The organism is Lysinibacillus sp. PWR01 (assembly GCF_043359455.1).
In the GTDB taxonomy this organism is placed as follows: Bacteria; Bacillota; Bacilli; order Bacillales_A; family Planococcaceae; genus Lysinibacillus; species Lysinibacillus fusiformis_F.
The window spans coordinates 21,039-39,592 of the sequence record NZ_JBHERJ010000063.1; the positions used below are offsets into that span (position 1 = coordinate 21,039).

General features: G+C 31.8%; 13 protein-coding genes. 2 read left to right on the plus strand and 11 right to left on the minus strand.

What is annotated here, in order from left to right; all coding sequences use genetic code 11:
* Window positions 1-2: 2 nt before the first annotated feature.
* The 6 genes from ACEVFT_RS12560 to ACEVFT_RS12585 all read right to left on the minus strand — a co-directional run bounded on the left by ACEVFT_RS12560 (window position 3) and on the right by ACEVFT_RS12585 (window position 11,124).
* Entirely contained in the window at window positions 3-1,982 is a 1,980-nt protein-coding gene (locus tag ACEVFT_RS12560) for a site-specific DNA-methyltransferase (RefSeq protein WP_393950127.1), read from the minus strand.
* 3 nt (window positions 1,983-1,985) lie between these two features.
* Window positions 1,986-2,711: a DUF4391 domain-containing protein gene (locus ACEVFT_RS12565; protein ID WP_393950129.1), complete on the minus strand. Its 726-nt coding sequence runs from the start codon at window positions 2,709-2,711 to the stop codon at window positions 1,986-1,988.
* Complete coding sequence (locus tag ACEVFT_RS12570) at window positions 2,711-5,908, minus strand: helicase-related protein (protein ID WP_393950130.1); 3,198 nt, start codon at window positions 5,906-5,908, stop codon at window positions 2,711-2,713. Before ACEVFT_RS12570 ends, ACEVFT_RS12565 begins: the two co-directional genes overlap by 1 nt.
* 998 nt (window positions 5,909-6,906) lie before the next feature.
* Complete coding sequence (locus tag ACEVFT_RS12575; RefSeq protein WP_393950132.1) at window positions 6,907-7,203, minus strand: hypothetical protein; 297 nt, start codon at window positions 7,201-7,203, stop codon at window positions 6,907-6,909.
* A 560-nt stretch (window positions 7,204-7,763) separates the two neighbouring features.
* Window positions 7,764-9,458, minus strand: coding sequence for a DUF5906 domain-containing protein (locus ACEVFT_RS12580; RefSeq protein WP_393950134.1), 1,695 nt, complete (start codon window positions 9,456-9,458; stop codon window positions 7,764-7,766).
* A gap of 1,216 nt (window positions 9,459-10,674) precedes the next feature.
* Window positions 10,675-11,124, minus strand: a complete 450-nt coding sequence (locus ACEVFT_RS12585) for a hypothetical protein (RefSeq protein ID WP_393950136.1) — start codon at window positions 11,122-11,124, stop codon at window positions 10,675-10,677.
* A 332-nt stretch (window positions 11,125-11,456) separates the two neighbouring features.
* On the opposite strand from ACEVFT_RS12585, the gene ACEVFT_RS12590 reads away from it, so the two are divergent.
* Window positions 11,457-11,702 carry a hypothetical protein gene (locus ACEVFT_RS12590; protein ID WP_393950138.1) on the plus strand — a complete coding sequence of 82 codons (246 nt, stop codon included), beginning with the start codon at window positions 11,457-11,459 and terminating at the stop codon, window positions 11,700-11,702.
* A 213-nt stretch (window positions 11,703-11,915) separates the two neighbouring features.
* Here ACEVFT_RS12590 and ACEVFT_RS12595 read toward each other — a convergent pair whose 3' ends face one another.
* A complete protein-coding gene (locus tag ACEVFT_RS12595; protein WP_393950140.1) occupies window positions 11,916-13,097 on the minus strand; it encodes a helix-turn-helix domain-containing protein in 1,182 nt (393 codons plus the stop codon).
* Between the two features lie 30 nt (window positions 13,098-13,127).
* Window positions 13,128-13,889 (minus strand): DUF5986 family protein, encoded by a 762-nt coding sequence (locus ACEVFT_RS12600; protein WP_393950142.1) that lies wholly within the window; start codon window positions 13,887-13,889, stop codon window positions 13,128-13,130.
* A gap of 483 nt (window positions 13,890-14,372) precedes the next feature.
* On the opposite strand from ACEVFT_RS12600, the gene ACEVFT_RS12605 reads away from it, so the two are divergent.
* Entirely contained in the window at window positions 14,373-15,887 is a 1,515-nt protein-coding gene (locus ACEVFT_RS12605; RefSeq protein ID WP_393950144.1) for a P-loop ATPase, Sll1717 family, read from the plus strand.
* Window positions 15,888-16,181: 294 nt separating this feature from the next.
* Here ACEVFT_RS12605 and rlmH read toward each other — a convergent pair whose 3' ends face one another.
* The 3 genes from rlmH to ACEVFT_RS12620 all read right to left on the minus strand — a co-directional run bounded on the left by rlmH (window position 16,182) and on the right by ACEVFT_RS12620 (window position 18,456).
* A complete protein-coding gene (gene rlmH / locus ACEVFT_RS12610; RefSeq protein WP_205446284.1) occupies window positions 16,182-16,661 on the minus strand; it encodes a 23S rRNA (pseudouridine(1915)-N(3))-methyltransferase RlmH in 480 nt (159 codons plus the stop codon).
* A 90-nt stretch (window positions 16,662-16,751) separates the two neighbouring features.
* Window positions 16,752-16,916: a CxxH/CxxC protein gene (locus ACEVFT_RS12615; protein ID WP_205446285.1), complete on the minus strand. Its 165-nt coding sequence runs from the start codon at window positions 16,914-16,916 to the stop codon at window positions 16,752-16,754.
* A 244-nt stretch (window positions 16,917-17,160) separates the two neighbouring features.
* Window positions 17,161-18,456 (minus strand): S1C family serine protease, encoded by a 1,296-nt coding sequence (locus tag ACEVFT_RS12620; protein WP_243456365.1) that lies wholly within the window; start codon window positions 18,454-18,456, stop codon window positions 17,161-17,163.
* Window positions 18,457-18,554 lie beyond the last annotated feature (98 nt).

An 18,554-nucleotide genomic window follows, 5' to 3' on the forward strand; every position in this document is an offset into this window, starting at 1 on the left:
TCCTACAAAAATTCGACAGTATATGTCTTTTTCGATACACCTGTATTACGCTCTACAAGCAATTGTAGTCGTCTAAATGTTTCTTCTTTTAAAGAAATATCCTCACCAAACGCACTATCACGTAAAACATACTTCACAGGTAATGGGTCAATCGACGCTAATTTCTCAACTAACTCAGGCGTGATTGTATCTTCTAAACAAACAACATAACTATGCGCAAACAAATACGTCCGCTCCCCAATATCCGAAAGCAACTCCACAGGCGACGACAACGGCACATCACGCTGACGCAACATCACCTCATACACCACATCAATATCCTTCGTCCCCGGCATAAAATCCAACTGATCCTTATCCGACAGTTCCACCTCACTCGCTGTAACCTGCCCCTCCGTCAAAGCCTCATGCGTCCAGCGAATATTAGTATTAGAAACTTCGAATACTTTAAAACCTGACTTACTATCACAAGAATCGTCTATACGTTTTATTCTCTCTTTTGCAATTTCACAAATATTATGGAATCCAGCCTTATATGCTTCTGATTCAACTTCAGTATTTTCTGGAATTTGAATCAGAATAAAATTTCTTTTTACTTTATCTTCTTCATTCAACTTTAATACAGCGTGTGCAGTTGTTCCTGAGCCTGAAAAAAAATCTAGAACAATATCTCCATTTTCACACTCTACAGAGCCTAGTATAGTTTTAATTAAAGAAGTAGGTTTAGGATAAGAAAAATAACTTTTTCCTTCAAAAATTTTTTCAACCTCTATACCACCATCACTTTTAAAACTAAGAATAGAACGTAATAACATTTCATTCACATCATCTAGGTATTTTATAGAACTTGGCTGAGTACTTTCATCCTTCGCAAACCAAATACCTCCACACATATAACTACCATCATGTCTAAACTTAATTTTTTCATAATCTAACTGTTCATCAAAACTTTCTTTTTTCCATCTCCAACCACGATCTGGTACTTTCACAGGAACCTTTGTGATTGGATGAATCACATCGTACCTTGGCCCAAAAGTATCTCCATTAGGCCAACTTAAGTTAATTTTTCCCCATATTCTATAATCATCATCTAGAGAGTTATAAAGCGTAATCCCTCTATCATAACCCTTTTTATTATAAAATTTCTTTAATGCGTCTTCTGCTTCAGCAATTGGTAATTTGCTTCTTTTGAACCCTGCTACCAATTCGTATACTTCATCTAGTCCTTCTTTTAACATATTAAATTTCAAATTATTTTTAGTCTTTGTATAAACAAGAATGTATTCATGAATACTTCCTATTCCCTTATCATTCTTCGGTACTCGTTTGTTCCAAATTAAACATTCTATAAAGTTTGATTCTCCAAATATTTCATCACAAATTTTCTTTAAATTAGATTGCTCGTCTGCACCTACACTTATGAAAACTGCCCCGTCTTCTCTAAGTAAATCTTTAGCAACCACAAGTCTCGAATACATCATATTTAACCAATTTGCATGAAACCTATTACTACTCTTTTGGTTGACTATTAATCTCTCTGAATCAATCTGATTACCTTCTAACTCTTCACTAAGATGCGTATTCATGTGATAGTTATCTTTATAGATATAATCATTACCTGTATTATAGGGGGGATCTATGTATATAATTTTGATAGAATTATAATAGTTATTTCGTAGTATCTTTAATGCTTCTAAATTATCTCCTTCAATATACATATTTGTAGTATCTTTTAATGTAAATTCTTTCAATTTTAAAGTTTTACCAATAACATCTGAAAACGCAGTTTTTTTAGAACTACTTTTACCACTCCAACTTATTTCATATTTCTCATTCTCTACTTCTTCAAATTCTCCAAGTACTGCTTTGAGTGCTTGGAAGTCTACTTGTCCGTCTTTTACAACGTCGGGGAATAGTTGGGCTAGTTTTTGTAGGTTTTCTTGTTTACTATCAAAGATTGTTTCTGATACTTTTGGAATTTCCATTTGTTATACCTCCAGTAATGCTTGTAATTGATTCATTTGTTGTTTGATTACTGTATTTAAAGCGATTTTTTCTGCTGTTTTGGTTTGTTGCGTTACTTGTTTTCTTAATTCTACTAACTTCACATACAACATAAGCAATGATTGTACATGCTGTTTGTTAAGCCATAGAGTTGGGTGTTGTAACAGTGCTTCGGCTTGTGTGTATGCTTTTTTATGTGACACGATATACGCTTTTACTGCCATTTCTACATAAACGTTGTATTTATCGAATTTATTTTGAAGTGCTTTGAATGTTGTGTACTGAATGAGTTGTTGTTTTTCAGCATGTGTCACGATAAGCGGTAGTGGATTTGTTAGAAACTCTTCCTCCACTACCACCTCGTCTTTTTGCACTGCATGTAGCCGTTTAAGTGCAAAAGAGTACGCTTCTGCAGTCACATCATAAAAGCGTAGAATGACAAAGCCTTTTAATGCACGTTGCAAAGTCTGAGCGATAAATGCAGCGTGTTTGATATTTGTTAACTCGATTGTAAAAAACATAATGACTTGGCAGTTAACGTGTTCATCGACACGTGACGGTATGCTTTCTCCATTTAACTGCCACTCTAATGTTACTTTCTGAATGTTTTCACGCAGGCGTTTTTTATCATTTGGTTTTAGCGTTGGTGGAATGATTGATTTTACATCTATTTCACGATGTAAGTAATACTCCGCTGGCATTTGAAACATTATGCTTTCACCTTTGCCTTTTCAATAATAAACATCGAAATGAGTTCAAAGTCGTCTACACTATCATTTGTAAAGTCATTGCTAAAACCTGAGAAATCAAAAATCGTTTTTTCCGCTGCTTTTTGTTCTGTCTTTTGAATAGACTGAATACATTTTGACAATAGTTTTGAATAGTGTGACATATCTTGAACATCATTCGTTTGTTTATAAAAACGGTTATATAACTTAGCGTTTGGCTCATCTTTTCGATAACTATATTTCCTAAACTCTTGTAAAATGTTGCGAGCATATGAATTATCCATGATCATTTCACCTTTATGGTTAATGAATAACAAATAATAAGGATAAATGGAACTATCACTTTTCGGTTTGTCTTCTACGTACTGATGTTTGAAACAGAAAATAGCCCCTTCTTGTTCGGCATCTGTAATTGAAAAAATGCCTCTCGGTACTTTCTTAATATCTGGGTTTTGCTTTAAATACTCTGACAAATCATACAAGAAGTCATTCATATTCAAATCTGTTAATGAAATATTTTCGCCCGCTTCTTCTAGTTCAATGACTTCCTCTCGTAAACGTTCTAAATGCTTTTTACGGAACTGTAAGTCGTTCATTTCTGGCGATAAAATATCTTCATCTCCTGTAGACGTAATATTCACTGATAACATTTTTCCTTTTACTCGTTGCTCTAAATTCAAGTATTCATTCAATTCCACATTCGGAAAAAAGTTAATCATTTTAATAGATGTATTCGTACTACCTATACGGTCAATTCGTCCAAAACGCTGAATAAGCGACACTGGATTCCACTGAATATCGTAATTAATTAAACAATCACAATCTTGCAAGTTTTGCCCTTCTGAAATACAATCTGTGCCGATAAGCACGTCAATTTGCAACTGCGCTTCTATGTTTTTCTTTAACTTAGAATTCGGCGAAAATGCACTTAAAATAGAGTTAAATTCGGCATCTACATGACGATTATTAGATTGTGGTTTTGTGGAACCTGATACCATAGCCGTTTTAACATGATACTGGTCAAGTATAGGTGCTAAATTCGCATATAAATATTTAGCCGTATCAGCAAATGCAGTGAAAATCAGCACTTTTTTATTTTGAGTATTGTAAGGTGTTGTTGTAACTTTATCTGATAATACAGCCGTTAATTGTTTTAATTTGGCATCACGATGTTCATTTAATACACATTGAATATCTGTAAATAAACCTTTTAAAATTTCGTAATCATAATACAAATCTTCAAGAAATAGCGGAATATTTAAATGCTTCACATGAATTTCGTATTTGTAATCCAAAATATCATCAAATTCGTCTTCCCCCTGTTCTTCTAAAGAAAGAACAGTTGTTGTATCATTGGCTTTTTCAAGTACTGCAATATATCGTTCCATTCGCTCCATTAAGCGGCGAATAGTTTCACCAAATGCAAAAATGGAACTTTCCAAACGTTTGAATAAATTAAAACGATGTAAAATACGTGTTCCTTGTTCACGCAAATCATTACTTAGTAATACACGCCCATCATCAGAAACGGCTTGGTACTTTTCTTGATATTCTTGTTTATAAGAACTTTTAATATAATACATTGGCGCATAAACGGATAAATTCAAACTTTCTAAAATTAAATTCGTCTTTTCAAAGTTTAGCAATTGCCCTTGTGTATCAATATCTGGTGTGTACGTATCTGGCTTTAATTTTGTCGGGAATTTGCCGACTTTTTCAGTACCATAAAAGTTCGTAATATGTTTCCGACTTCGTGAAATCGTCACCATCTCTAACAATTTAAAAAACTCAGAAGGAAGCCTATCCATTAACTCTTTTTTGTTTTTCTTTGTCTCTTTGTTCCATTCGTTAATAGCGGCGGATGTTCTTCGTAATAAATTATCCACACTAGTAATACCTTCTTCTTCAAACGCACCATCATTATCTCTTGTAATTAAACTCAACTGATTTTTCAAATCCGTTAATGAGTTATTTACTGGTGTTGCAGATAGCAGTAGCACTTTTGTATTTTGTGATTTCTTAATTACTTCTTCCATTAAACGCTGATAACGTGTAAATCCTCCGTCTTTTTCAGTACGATTACGGAAATTATGTGATTCATCAATAACGATTAAATCAAATTTACTCCAATCAAAACGACGTAAGTCCCAACCACTTTTCGACTCGCCTTTTGTACGTGATAAATCTGTATGGAACATAATTTTATAGTTGAAAATTTCATCTACAACACTATCTTTATACGCTCCTCGGAATGAATTCCAGTTATCATATAGTTTTGCAGGTGTCAGTACTAGTACATTATCTTGACGTAATTCAAAGTATTTAATAACGGCTAATGCTTCAAATGTTTTCCCTAAACCTACACTATCTGCAATAATACAACCATTGTATTTATTAATTTTTTGAATAGCAGATAGTACAGCATCTTTTTGGAAGTCAAATAACATATTCCAAATTTTCGTCTTTTTAAAATGCATATTGTCTTTTTCAAATCGTTCAACACCATAATCTAACTGCGAACCAAACAATTCGTTTAATGTAAAATAATAAAGAAATTCTGGAGAATGTTCTTTATACACATAACTTAAACTTTTTAATACCTCGTCTTTAAAATCCACTGTATGTTCTGGTGAGTGCCACAGTTGCTCGTACATTCGTTTTGTATGCTGAATTTGTGTACGGTCCATAGAAGCGTTAATAATAGAGTCAAAGTTCACAATATGCATTCTCGATTTGCGTACTCGATCGGATATTTCAAGAGATGAAGAACCTTGAATCATGAATTCTTCGTCTACCAAAATGATGTTTCCTTTTATTTTACAATTAGGTGTCACACGTTTTATATTGACATGATTTTTTATGAAATCATACATTGATTTCGCCCTTGAAAAATGTTGCAATTTATTTTTCTGCACAATGTCATATTCATTGAATAACACTTCACTTGCATTCGTTTCGATGTCAAACTCTCGGAATATTTCTTTACTATCAGGTAAAAATTGTGATTCCCGAATAATCAGATTGATTTCTTTTACGTTTTGCAAATTTTGTTCGAGCAAAGAAAACACTGATAATGTCAATTTGTCATTAATAATATTGACAACACAGTTTTTTGTATTTGATATAATCTGATTTAATGAATTTACAATTTTATCTGAATCATTTTGCAAAGTAATCACCATTATCACTTCCAAATTCTTAATTTTATCTGCTACTCCTAAAGAAAAACGATATGTATTAATTGAATTTTGATGCCTTAGACTATTTAGCAATGCTATTTAAAATTTATTGCTTTATATTCTATATTTCTAGACATTATCTTAAAGTTTTGGATTTTACTACTTATTTTTACAATAATATTCAACAACTATACTAAATTATAAACATTACATTAATAATAAACTATACAGTTATTGTATCTGAATAGTTTCATTTTCACATTAAAATAATTCTACGCAATTTTTTTATATCACTATTTCATAAATAAGGGCACTATTCTTTCCAATTTGAGCCTACAAATTGCATAGAAAACAAATTCCACGAAGTCTTTCTACGCAACTTCAAAAATTAAGAAATTTATAAGATAATGCCAAAAACAAACGGGCAATCTTATGTTTGCACATACATTAGACCACCCGTTTGCTGTTTACTATTAAAATTTTAAAGTAAAAATGGTATTATAAAGATTGTAACTAGACTACAACTAATGCCTATCGCATGTTTTCTAGCACTAGCAGCACCTAAGGGACTTACTTGACTTTTGAGCCGGCTTTTTTTCTTTTGTCCCTTTCTTATATAATTACATAAGGGCTATACAGAACCTTCATTTTCAAATTTCTTTATATTCATTGATTTTAGGCTGTTTTAGGCGAGTATAATTAAAAGAAGGCTCTTTCCTCATTTATTCGTTTTTATCCTATTTATTTATTTTTTTCATTTTATTACTACTGTATATAGCATTTTTTTCGGCAGAAATAAATGAAGATAGTATTTCTCTTATTGATTATGCTCCCCTAGTGTCCATTCATAATAAAAAGGAACACTTAAGAATAATTAGTAACGCTTAATAACTATTAATAATCATTACTAACCGTTATTAACGATTAGTAAGAACTTATATGGTCCGCCAAAATAGGCATATATCGTAACATCGCAGATTTTCACGAAGGAGGAAGAATCAATTTATAATTAAGATGGATGAATCCATAAATTCTTCGGCTACTAAATTTGTTCCTTTGACCTTTATTAACTCCCAGCCCATTGTAATTAATGCTCTTGTTTTACCCTCTGAGACGGTTTTGCAAAAAACATACTCATCATTTTCTTTACGTCTCAAAACGAAGTATTGCTGAATATTATATTGATTGCTCCCTAAAAAATCATCATAACCAAACTGAACAATTTGATTTTTCGTTCCATACATTTTTTTCACATGGACTAACTTTCCGTTAGACTTATTTCCATAGTATTTCATAATACTCACCTCTTTTCTAATTAACACCTGTTAGATACAATTGGCTCTAAATAAATCAAAATCCTATATCTATGTACTTAAAACAAAATAATTTTTTTCTTATAAATTTCTTAATAATGCAAAAAGAAATACTTTATATCAGTTAAACAAAACATTTAAGAAACCTGCTTTATAGATAAAATAATTATCCCCCCAAATACCCAATTTTTTCGACAAACTATTTGTTTAATACAATTTTGTTTAAAGATTTAAAAACTAATAAAATATTTTCAGTTTTTCTTGGGTTTTTGGGGAATCCTTTTATATCAACGCTTTGCTCTATTATTTTTATTTTAAGAAGTTTTTAAAAATGGGGAGCATTGTAATTCTAAAATTCCTTTTTTCTCAAACATACTCTTTCATTAATATATATTGTTTAAAGATTAAAAAACTAATAAGATATTTGCAGTTTTTCTTGGGTTTTTGGGTAAGACTCTATATATCATGGTTTTATTGTGGTATTTCCATTTTAAATTCAGAAAAAAATTGCGATACCGCTTTGGCATCGCAATTTTTTAAAATTATTTATTTTTATCCTTTTTCTTTTCATATTTCATATTGTAAGTAGAATCAATCTTATTAGTTAGACTGGCTGGTAATCTCTCAAACCACTCATACTCTCTAAGTTTCTCTAGACTCACCATAGTGCCTTTAATTGCTCTAATTTTTGTACCCGGGATTCTTGTCTCATCAATTTTAAGATTAAATTTACTCTTTAAAACTGCCATGACATCTTTTTTCATTTTAGGTTTAAGACCTAATTCATGCTCACAAAATTGTTTGTAAACATCATAAAAAATACTTGGTACAGTATAAGGTTCATAACTACCTTCTACCTGATCAATGCAACAGTCTTCATAAAACTGCACTACAGAATCACTTGCTTTAGAGAAATGTACGTTCCATTTCTTCACTTCTTCTGAAATAAATAATTTGTTACCATTATTTATTATCTCTAACATCTCTGTGATTGCCCTAGTCACAATATAGTCTGTTTCCAATAATTCAATTTTTAGCAGTAAATTTGGATCCTGTAACTCTTGAGGAAGATACTTGTCCACTAAGAAAAAGTTAAATCGATTAGTAATGGCCAATGAGGCTTCATCAAAATTTGGTACTGAATTAGAAGCAAACATTAACGTTGCTTGATTCGTATATTTTTCACCGTTATTATATAGCAACCTTGTTTGGAACGGCATACCTGAAGTAGCATCTTTTAACTCTTCCAATGCTTCCGCTTTTTCGATTGTACTTTCACCGATTACATTTACAGTTTTTCCTCTAAGATTTAGCCACTCTTTACTATCCTTTTTTGTAAGAGATCCAAATCCTATACTTGCTTTTGCTTCTTTTGGAATTGGAAGGACTAATGCCTCAAGCAGTGTGGATTTCCCACCATCTGACTGGCCCACCATAAACAAATGAGCATTTTTTAATACAAAAGGTCTATATCCCGTAGCAACAATTTGCCATAAAGTTTTCTGTGTATCTTTATTTGGAAAATTAAAACTAATAAGATCATCTATAAACTCTGAGCAAAGATCATCATTTGGAAGATAAGATCCTCTAACTTGGCTAAATGTAATAATATCTTTACTATGAGGGATAAATTCACACTTATACCAGTCGAATACCCCATTATTACAATTTGTATATCGAGTTGAAATCTCCGAAAAATCTTGATTTGAAAAGGGAGCCAAGATTCTCTTATCACTAAAAATTATATTTTTTACTTGTTTTTGTATAGTAGTATTATATAAATCATATTTAGCAGGGATTTCTTCTTTTATATATGAATTCACATAATTTTCTGGAATTTTTTGATAAAATCCATCAATGTACATATACAATTCGTCAGAAATAATAATCCATGAATATTTCTCCATGAGTACCTCTGCTAATAATGTTTTATTGATATAATACCCACCATTTGTTTTTTTCTTAATAAATATTGGTAAATCGTTCTTGTTTTCATTAGCAAAACTATTAAAAATACGATTTTTTAACCAACTAGACAAAATCTTTTCATTAGACAAAACCTTTTTTCTATTTTTCAATGCTTCAAATTGTTGATTTGTAAATTGTTTTATATCCTTTGCAGTTAATTGAGCAATGTCTTCTTCAGACATTTGCATAATAACGGACACCTCAAAATCATTTTTTACACTTACTTCATCAATTGAAGTACATTGGATACTTTCTTTATCTTGCATCATTAAAAATCCTCCTTCTCAGAAGGAAAAGGATTAATGCTGTAATGTAGTGTTTTGAAGTAAATACTTTTCCAAACTTATTTTTTCTTAATTTACAGTATTTTTTTCTTTTTCGCTTTACAATGATATTTAGAAAATCTGCACTTTTTGTTCAATGTATTCATATTCATCCAGATACCAATGCTTGAGATTATCTAAATGGTCCAGCAGTTGTTCTTTGTTGTTATATGTACATTAAGCGTGTCTATCACTAGCGACTAAATAAATTGTAAAATACTTCTCCCTTCCTATTATTTTTGGGTAGGAAATAATTCAACAGTTGAAATTTCTTTTATCCATTAAAAAATCTCCTTACTTATAAGTATACTGACTACCAATGGTTGTTCAACGATTGTTATATGATACCACTGTCTTCATTAAATAATGGTAATAAAGATATTCTGAGATATTTACTACCAACTTTTACTTGTAGATGAAATAGATACACTTTATAAGTTCTTTATACATACAAGGGATAATCGCCATGTTTAAAGTAAATTCATACATGCTTTAAAAATGCGACTATCACAATGTATACGTTAGTTATACATTGTCAAAAAACATAAGTAAAGCATGCGATGATATAAGTAACAAATCGATAATACTTACAAACTTCTTAATAATTCCTGTCTAAGAAAATGCAGCCGAGACCGCATTTTCTCTAGATATTTTATCTAACTTAGTAAGATTGAGTGTTTCCATATGAGTCACATCTATCTATTAGTTAGAGATATCAATTACAACTCCTGCAAAAAAAATTTACATTTTCAAAAATTTTATTTACCTAGAATGAAATCCAGATATCCGTTCTTCTCAAATATAATAGAAAAAGCCTTAGGTGTTTTCCGCCACCTAAAGCCCCAATGTATTTTATATCACTTAGAAAGGAGAGTTCCCTGACAAATAGAAACCCAAACTATCAAACACCCTATAATCTCTACTACCCTATAAACTATAACTATAAAGCCCTTTAAATCCTCCATTCGTCAACAGAGCGATCTAGTTGGGCAAACTATAAGGCGAACACTTTCAATCTGTATAGGTTGCCTATCTCCAAGTACTGGAGATATTTATATTTTAACGCGTATAAATAAAAATGTACGCTATTTTCTCCCGAATTATTGAACTTTTTTCTCATCTTATAATTCGCTCTATGCGCTTATATATTAACCCTTTCATGCTATTCACTTTCATCAACCATGAGCCTCTGCAGTTGTATCTCTTGCCGATGCATTTTTTGAAGGTGCATGTACTTTGCAAAAAAATGGTCGTGATGCTTATCAAAATCTTGATGCAATTCGGCTTGAGCCACTTTAAGAAATAATATCCATTGCCCTTTCACTTGAAATAATTGCTTAGGCTGAATTTTGTAATAAAAATCCCCATTTTCAAAAAGGTTTCGGAAAAATCGTTTAAAATGAATCCCATTTATTAAAATTTCTTTTATCTGGCTAAAATCGTATGGACGGTTAAGATAACAAATTAATGTTTCCTCTTGCAAAATCACCTTTTCCTCTAGACTCAAAAAGGAATCACGAATACTTAATATCACTTCATTTGTCATTACTCGATTTTCTTCTACATCGAAATAGCCGCCGTTATAAATCATATCTGAATTTACTTTAAACATGATGATTCCCCCTTTAGTTTATAAAAAAGTTATAACGCGCATCTGTTTCATCTACAAGTAAAAGTTGGTAGTAAATATGTAAAAATATCTTTATTACTATTATCCTTTTCAAAGGAGATTGTATAAGACTGGTGAATAGAGATAAATATAGGCTTTGTAGGAATGAAACGTTTTAAGGTGATAGTGGTATCATATAACAATCGTTGAACAACCATTGGTAGTCATTATAATTATAAGTAAGGGGAATTTACCATTAATAATACGAAATTACAAAAGTTTAATCATTCCCTTCAAAAAAGAAGAAAAACAATCGAAAAGGAGGAAGACTTTGTATGCTAAAAATAATTAGTTACTTGAATTTAGTAGAGGTACGTGTATCAGAAGAAGAGGATTTTTACAATTTATATCTAGTCGCTGGTGATAGATATGATCAATATACATACAATGACAAAGAAGATTTATTGGACCACTTAGATAATGTCAAGCGATGGTATCTGGATGAGTATGAATGCATTAAACAAAAAGAAAATCTTTTTTACAATGTTGAAGAATTCGAAGATTTTATAAATACCATTTAAACGGAAAAGACGAAAGGGAACTTAATTCTCTTCGTCTTTTTTGTTTAGTTACTTGTTCATTAATCGCTCATTAAAAATTGGTCTTCCACTAAAAGCAGGATTTCATCGCAATATTAAGATCTTTCTCCTAACATTCCTACTCATTTGCATATAAAAACAGCAGGAAGACGCACCTACCTGCTGCTTAATCCAGATTTATAGATCGACCCAAGATTAATTAGACTTGTCTCTTGAATCAAGTTTGTCTTTAATGCTTACAATGTTATCTTTATATACTATGAGTTCTGTTTTTAAATAACCATGTTCTAAGCCCAATAACTCTTCAACTTCTTCTCTATATAGACTTAATCCATAATGATTAGATAATTTCTGCATGAATTCGTCACCATTAATATAATTATTTTCAATTAGTAATTCAATTGCTTGTCTCATTGATACTGGCTCTCTCATTTCTTTTATATCATCAAGCGGTTCTTTTGACCTCCAGCCTTTTTGGCTAATAGAACGTTGCATATATTGGTATGTCCCATCTGAAATAACACCTAATTTAAAAGCACGCATAACCATTGCACCAATGGAAACACACCATTTCTTTTTTAGAGTTTTATAGTACATCAAATCATTTGGGTGTATTGATACATCTTTATAAAAACTCTCTTTTGGTAAAAGAAACGCTGCTGCAAAATCATTTGCTTCTTGTTCTATTTGCTTAAATTCTTCCTTGCTTAAATCATCAATATTCATATATGGATCATGCAATACTTTGTGACCCAACTCATGAGCAACGTCAAATTGACGTCGATAAAATGAGTTTTTATCATTACCTAGAACAATTGAATAATATTGTTTTCCATTTACTTCATGCTGTGAACCAAAAGCATCTATGGATTTTTTATCAAGATTTAAGGAAGATATAACAAAACCCTTTGTTTCCAATAAATAGACAATATCCTTTATTGGTTTATCACCTAATCCCCATGACGCCCTTAACCTTTCTGCTATTTCTTCTACATTATCTGTATCGCGTTCTGTAAAATCAGGTACATCTAACTCTGGAAAATCAACATATTCTTCAAGTAAAGAGCGAATAATCGTTAAATATTTCACTCGATCATGCTGCATTTCTCTTTCTTTTTTCCCTGTAGTTAGCAAAGATCGAAAGTAAGTATTTCCTGTCTTTACCTCAATAGCATTTTCATAAAAATATTCTTTAGGAAATTTTAATATTTGAGTTATTTGTAGTAGGGCTTCAAATGTTGGAACAGCCTTGTTATTTTCATACTTAGATATCATTTGCTTGGTAACACCCAAATTATTTGCAAGGTCCGTAATCGTTAGTCCTCTATATATTCTTCCTTCTCTTAACCTAGAACCGTTGAAGTGTCGTTCTAACACGTTAATTCCTCCTTGTAATAAGAGGTATATTTAACTATTTTCTTCCTCTATTAAATCTTCTTGTTTTTTTGTTGCAATTTCATTCTCACGGCTTATCTTCCGTTCTTTAATTGATTGTTTAACCTTAGGAATCACTGCTACACTCTCAGTATTATCAACGACTTCCTCATTTAATACAAGAACATTTCCATACTGATCTTCTGGAATATATGATGACCAATCCTCAAAATCAAGCAGTTCAAAAAAGCGATTATATAACTGTGCCTGTACGCTTACTATTTTTCGTTCTTCTTCTTGAGCAACAATAAATATTACTTGGTTTACCAAAGGGTATTCTTCTCCTAGTATTTTTTGTACTTCTTGAACCCTCTTTGATTCATATTCTTCTGGTAAAATTGAGAATAATGTCGTTTGTTGATTATTTAATTCTACTGGTCCTCCATTTAATGAAATAAAGGCATGGAAGTAATGGATCTTCTTTTTACCAAGATTTTTAATTGTTTTTTCTAAATTCTTTTCTTTTGTAAATACGTATAAATCTCCCGAATCTTCGTTCAAAACACAAACAAAATTCCAAATGCCTCTTTTTCTAGTTAAAACGATTAAATTATTTGTTAGTGCAATCTGCTTAATGCGTTTAAATCGCAGATCCCAAGTCCCACCATTTTTAAAGTTCCCTGTATCAAGTCCATACTCTTGTTTTATTTCATTTACGACATCATTAGTTGTTTCTGTAAACGCCCTCACTAAATCTCCTACAACTGATTCATGAATACCTGAAGTAATGTTCAACAAACGTTCCCTCTCTTCCACTTATAATTTAATATTATAATACTACATTTTATTTTAAAAAGTAAACCAAATGTTTACTATAATTAAATTAGTAACTTATTTGAATTATATTATCAACTTTAATTTATTATGACAACAAAAAACCATCGAAAAATTTTATTCAATGGTTTTTAGGCATTATTTCTCTACACATATCTTTTCTATTATGCTAATTGTTCTCGAAAATAAAGATTATTTTCCCGCCTTTTTAGCGGCTGTTTCAATCCATAATTAGCCCTAAGCCTAGTTTTCTTGAAAAGATTTCCCAAGAGAATACAACCATATTTATCAAACGCTTTCGGAATATTGGTTCTAATAACATTGATGTCCTCCCTCTTACATTTATTTATTGTATAATATCATTAGTAGAATATCATAGGAACGTACATTCCATTTATATACTATAATTACTAAACAATTTTTTTACTAACAGGAGGCTTATCATTGAATATAGATTTAAATAAAATTAACCTCGGTAGTATAGATGGAGAAAAAGAATCCTCCTATGAAAACTTCGATAGACTCTTTTATACTAAGAATAGTAAATACAATGAAATCATGCACCCTGAGAAATTTATTATTTCTGGAAGAAAGGGTACAGGAAAAACTATTCTTGCAAATTATATAGTTAAAAATCTCAGTACTCAAAAAAACACTGTATGTACGGTTTTTAATAAAGATGATTTTAAACTCCAAAAACTTATTGATTTAGATTATAGAGATTTAAAAAAAGATGAACTCTCACTATTTTGGAAATGGTTCTTTCTTTTACAAATTGCTCAAAGTTTACTCTCTACAAAAAGTTGGAGGTTTAAAAATCCTTTTTCCACTGAAAACAAATTACGTAAGTTTTTAAGTACTAAGTATCCCGACGACATATTTAAACTGATTAATTTTAACAAAAGTCGCTCCAAAAAATACAATGTAAAATCTCAATATAAAAAATCTCCTGCTCAGATTAATGGAGAAGCAGAAGATAGTTATTCTAAAAGTGAGCATTATGAACATAAAGAGTACTATGCTCTTCTTGCAAAACTCGAAGAACTAGTTTTTAATTCTCTAAAAAACAATTATGAGGCTTTTTTAATTTTCGATGACTTAGATGAGTTAGAGGAACAACTGACTGAAGATTCTTCATACTATAAATTGATTAAATCAATGATTGAGACTATTAATGATTTAAATATGAAACTTCAAAAACTTAATAAACAACATACAAAAATTGTTGTATTACTTCGTAGTGACATCTTAGAAGAAATACATGAGCATTCTAGCAACTCTAATAAAGTAGTGACATTAGGCGAAACAAAACTATATTGGATTGCCAAAAAATATAATCACCCTGCAGAACATATATTAATGGATTTAATACTCCATAAAATACGACAATCAGTTAGTGAATATTCTACATTAGACAATAGAGCACTCTATAAAAAACTCTTTCCTAAAAAGATTAATGATAAAGAGGTAGTAGATTATTTATTAGACTACAGTTTTGGTAGACCTAGAGATATTATTAGGTATCTCCAATTAATTATTGAAAGTAATCCTCTTGAAAAAACTTTTGAGCCATCTTATTTTAAAGATTGTGCCCAAAACTACTCTACGTGGTTTTATCATGAACTGATGAATGAAATTAGTATTAGGCCTAATAAAAACGAAATTATAGATGGTATATTATTAATAAAAAACCTAAAGAAACGAAATATGAAATATCAACAAATCGAGCAGTATTATGAGACCCATAAATCTGACTATCCTAACATCAAAAACTTAAAAGATGTATTAAAACAATTATTTAAAATTGGGGTTATCGGTAATTCATGGATCCACCGAAGAGATTCAAAAGGAGAACCTATATACTACTATTCATGGGGCTATCGAGACGATTCTACAAAAGACCCCAATTTCTCCCAGCACTTTGTTGTTCATTATGGCTTAAAAAAATATTTCTCATAAAAAAAGAAAAGCACCCGCAAATTGTGGGTGCTCTTCTTCTCATGGCTCATACGTCCATCAGTTGTACCGGGCTCATATGTCCCTATATATATTATGCAATATTTAACGATTCTTAGACATTACAATGTCGACTATTAGATATTAACATTCTAAAATTAAATTGTCAATTTCAATGTGTCCTTATTATAAAGTATCCCCTTTAAATATTCCATTTAAACTTTCTAGATCCTCATAAATTTAGAATTGTACGAAGAACGGGGCTTTCCAAAATTAATTCACTGCTCTGCTTTACCATCATTTGTGATACGGTTCACCCTTCATAATCCTAAAACTACGATAAATCTGCTCGACTAGCACGAGCTTCATGAGCTGGTGAGGAAGTGTCATCTTACCAAAAGATTGCTGCTCATCTGCACGCTTTAACACATCATCATGCAGACCGAGGGAGCCGCCGATGACGAAGGCGATTTTGCTTTTGCCGTAGGTCATGAGAGATTCGATATCAGCTGCCATTTGTTCGGAGGTTTTCATTTTGCCGTTGATGGCTAGGGCGATTACGTAGGCATCTGGACTGATTTTCGCTAGGATGCGTTCTCCCTCTTTTTTCTTGACGATGTCCATTTCAGCTTCACTTAGTTGTTCAGGTGCCTTTTCGTCTGGCACTTCAATCAAATCCATTTTTGCATAGCCGCCAAGACGTTTTACGTACTCATCGATCCCCATTTTTAAGTACTTTTCTTTTAGTTTGCCGACTGATACAATCGTTATATTCACACGTTATCCACCTTTACAATTCATTTACAAACAAATTATCCACAAAAGTTATCAACATATCCACATGTCACTTCTATATATTGTGTAAAGTTATTTACTTGATACAATATATTCTGCTGGCTGTTCACAGTAGCTACACTTTGTGGATAACTTTTCACCCTCTTCGATTTTATCCATAATTGGGAACACTTTTTGCTCTGCTACAAACATGTCTAAAGCGTGATTTATATGGCTTTCACAGCTGTATTTTTCCATTTTTTGATGTCTCCTTATTTTCCGAAATTTCCACAAACTTATTCACAAATCAGTCTATGTTATCCACAATCTATTGTAACAAAGGAATGGCATGTATGGAAGAAGCGCCTTTTACTCACGATTTCCTGTGTAGTATTAGTATTCACAATTTTCTAGTTATCCACAATATTTCATAAAAGTATTTTCTCCATCCTCACAAAAAAGCGATGGAGATTGATTAAATCTCCACCGCTCTTCATATTCTTTACATTGTATTACCGTTTGTTAATGTTAGTGATAGTTCGACTAATTTACCTTGACGGTAAACTTTTAACGTTAATTTATCACCAATTTTTTTGTCATTATATAAATGTTTGCGTAAATCAATAGTTGTTTCGATTTTTTGACCATCCATTTCAACAATAACATCATATTGTTGGACTCCTGCTTTTGATGCTGCTGAGTTATTGATTACATCTGTTACCACAACACCCGTTGTCACTTCCGTAGGTAATTTTAATGTTTGTTGCTGATAGAATGATGGCACATCTGTTAAATCTGCTAAAGAAACTCCCATTGTTGGACGTTCCATTTTACCGTTTTTCTCTAATTCCTCAATAATTGGAATAGCTGAGTTAATAGGAATAGAGAAACCTAAACCTTCAACAGAGGATTCAGCAATTTTCATGGAGTTAATCCCTACTAATTCCCCAGCTAAGTTCACTAGTGCTCCACCACTATTCCCTGGGTTAATTGCTGCATCTGTTTGTAATACTTCTTGTTGCCAGTCTTCTGTCCCATCACCATTTAAGTCTACTGGTACAGAACGGTCTTTACCAGAAACAACACCTTTTGTAACAGAGCCATAGAAATCTAAGCCAAGTGGATTACCGATTGCTATAACTGTTTCGCCTTGTTTTAGCACATCAGAGTTACCGAAAGTTGCTACTGTTTTTACATTCTTTGAGCTTATTGAAATAACAGCAAGGTCTGTCCAAACGTCTAGACCTACTAATTGTGCAGGTTCTTTTGTTCCATCCGGCATTGTGACCTCTAACTGTTTTGCCCCTTCAATAACGTGGTTATTTGTGACAATAAAGGCTTTGTCACCTTCGATTTTATAAATAACACCTGATCCGCTTCCTGCCTCTTTTGTTGTCGTTGATGATGGACTCCAAAAGCCTCCGCTTGTGACTTCTTGAATGTTTGTGATGCCAACAACTGCGGGTGAGGCTTTATCAACTGCTGTTGTCACATCTGTCGTTATTTCTGTTGCTACTTGATTAATTGTTGGGTTATTTTTCTCTATATTACTTGATGTTGTCCCAGGCATTTGGTTGACAAGTCCCGGTAGCATAAGCCATACAAGTAAAGCACCTATAATGACGCCAATCAGACCACTAAAGAAATAGCCGCCTTTTCCTCCGCCACCTTTCTTTTTAAGACGCTTAGTCTGCATTTCTTGCTCCTCACGCTCTAGTCTTTCTTGAAGAGGTGATTTCGGTACTTCATCATTTTTTAAGAAATCACTGTTTTTATCATCATCTTGGAAATAGCTCATGTTCTTCATCCTTTCCTTTGATTGCTATTTGTTAATTGTTACCCTAATCTTACGATTCAAACATTAAAATCAGATGAAAAACAAATAAAATGGGCATA

Excerpts from the sequence above, each read along its gene's own strand:
- ACEVFT_RS12560 (WP_393950127.1), bottom strand. The coding sequence starts at position 1,982 with ATGGAAATTCCAAAAGTATCAGAAACAATCTTTGATAGTAAACAAGAA.
- ACEVFT_RS12565 (WP_393950129.1), bottom strand. The coding sequence starts at position 2,711 with ATGTTTCAAATGCCAGCGGAGTATTACTTACATCGTGAAATAGATGTA.
- ACEVFT_RS12575 (WP_393950132.1), bottom strand. The coding sequence starts at position 7,203 with ATGAAATACTATGGAAATAAGTCTAACGGAAAGTTAGTCCATGTGAAA.
- ACEVFT_RS12580 (WP_393950134.1), bottom strand. The coding sequence starts at position 9,458 with ATGATGCAAGATAAAGAAAGTATCCAATGTACTTCAATTGATGAAGTA.
- ACEVFT_RS12585 (WP_393950136.1), bottom strand. The coding sequence starts at position 11,124 with ATGTTTAAAGTAAATTCAGATATGATTTATAACGGCGGCTATTTCGAT.
- ACEVFT_RS12590 (WP_393950138.1), top strand. The coding sequence starts at position 11,457 with ATGCTAAAAATAATTAGTTACTTGAATTTAGTAGAGGTACGTGTATCA.
- ACEVFT_RS12615 (WP_205446285.1), bottom strand. The coding sequence starts at position 16,916 with ATGGAAAAATACAGCTGTGAAAGCCATATAAATCACGCTTTAGACATG.
- ACEVFT_RS12620 (WP_243456365.1), bottom strand. The coding sequence starts at position 18,456 with ATGAGCTATTTCCAAGATGATGATAAAAACAGTGATTTCTTAAAAAAT.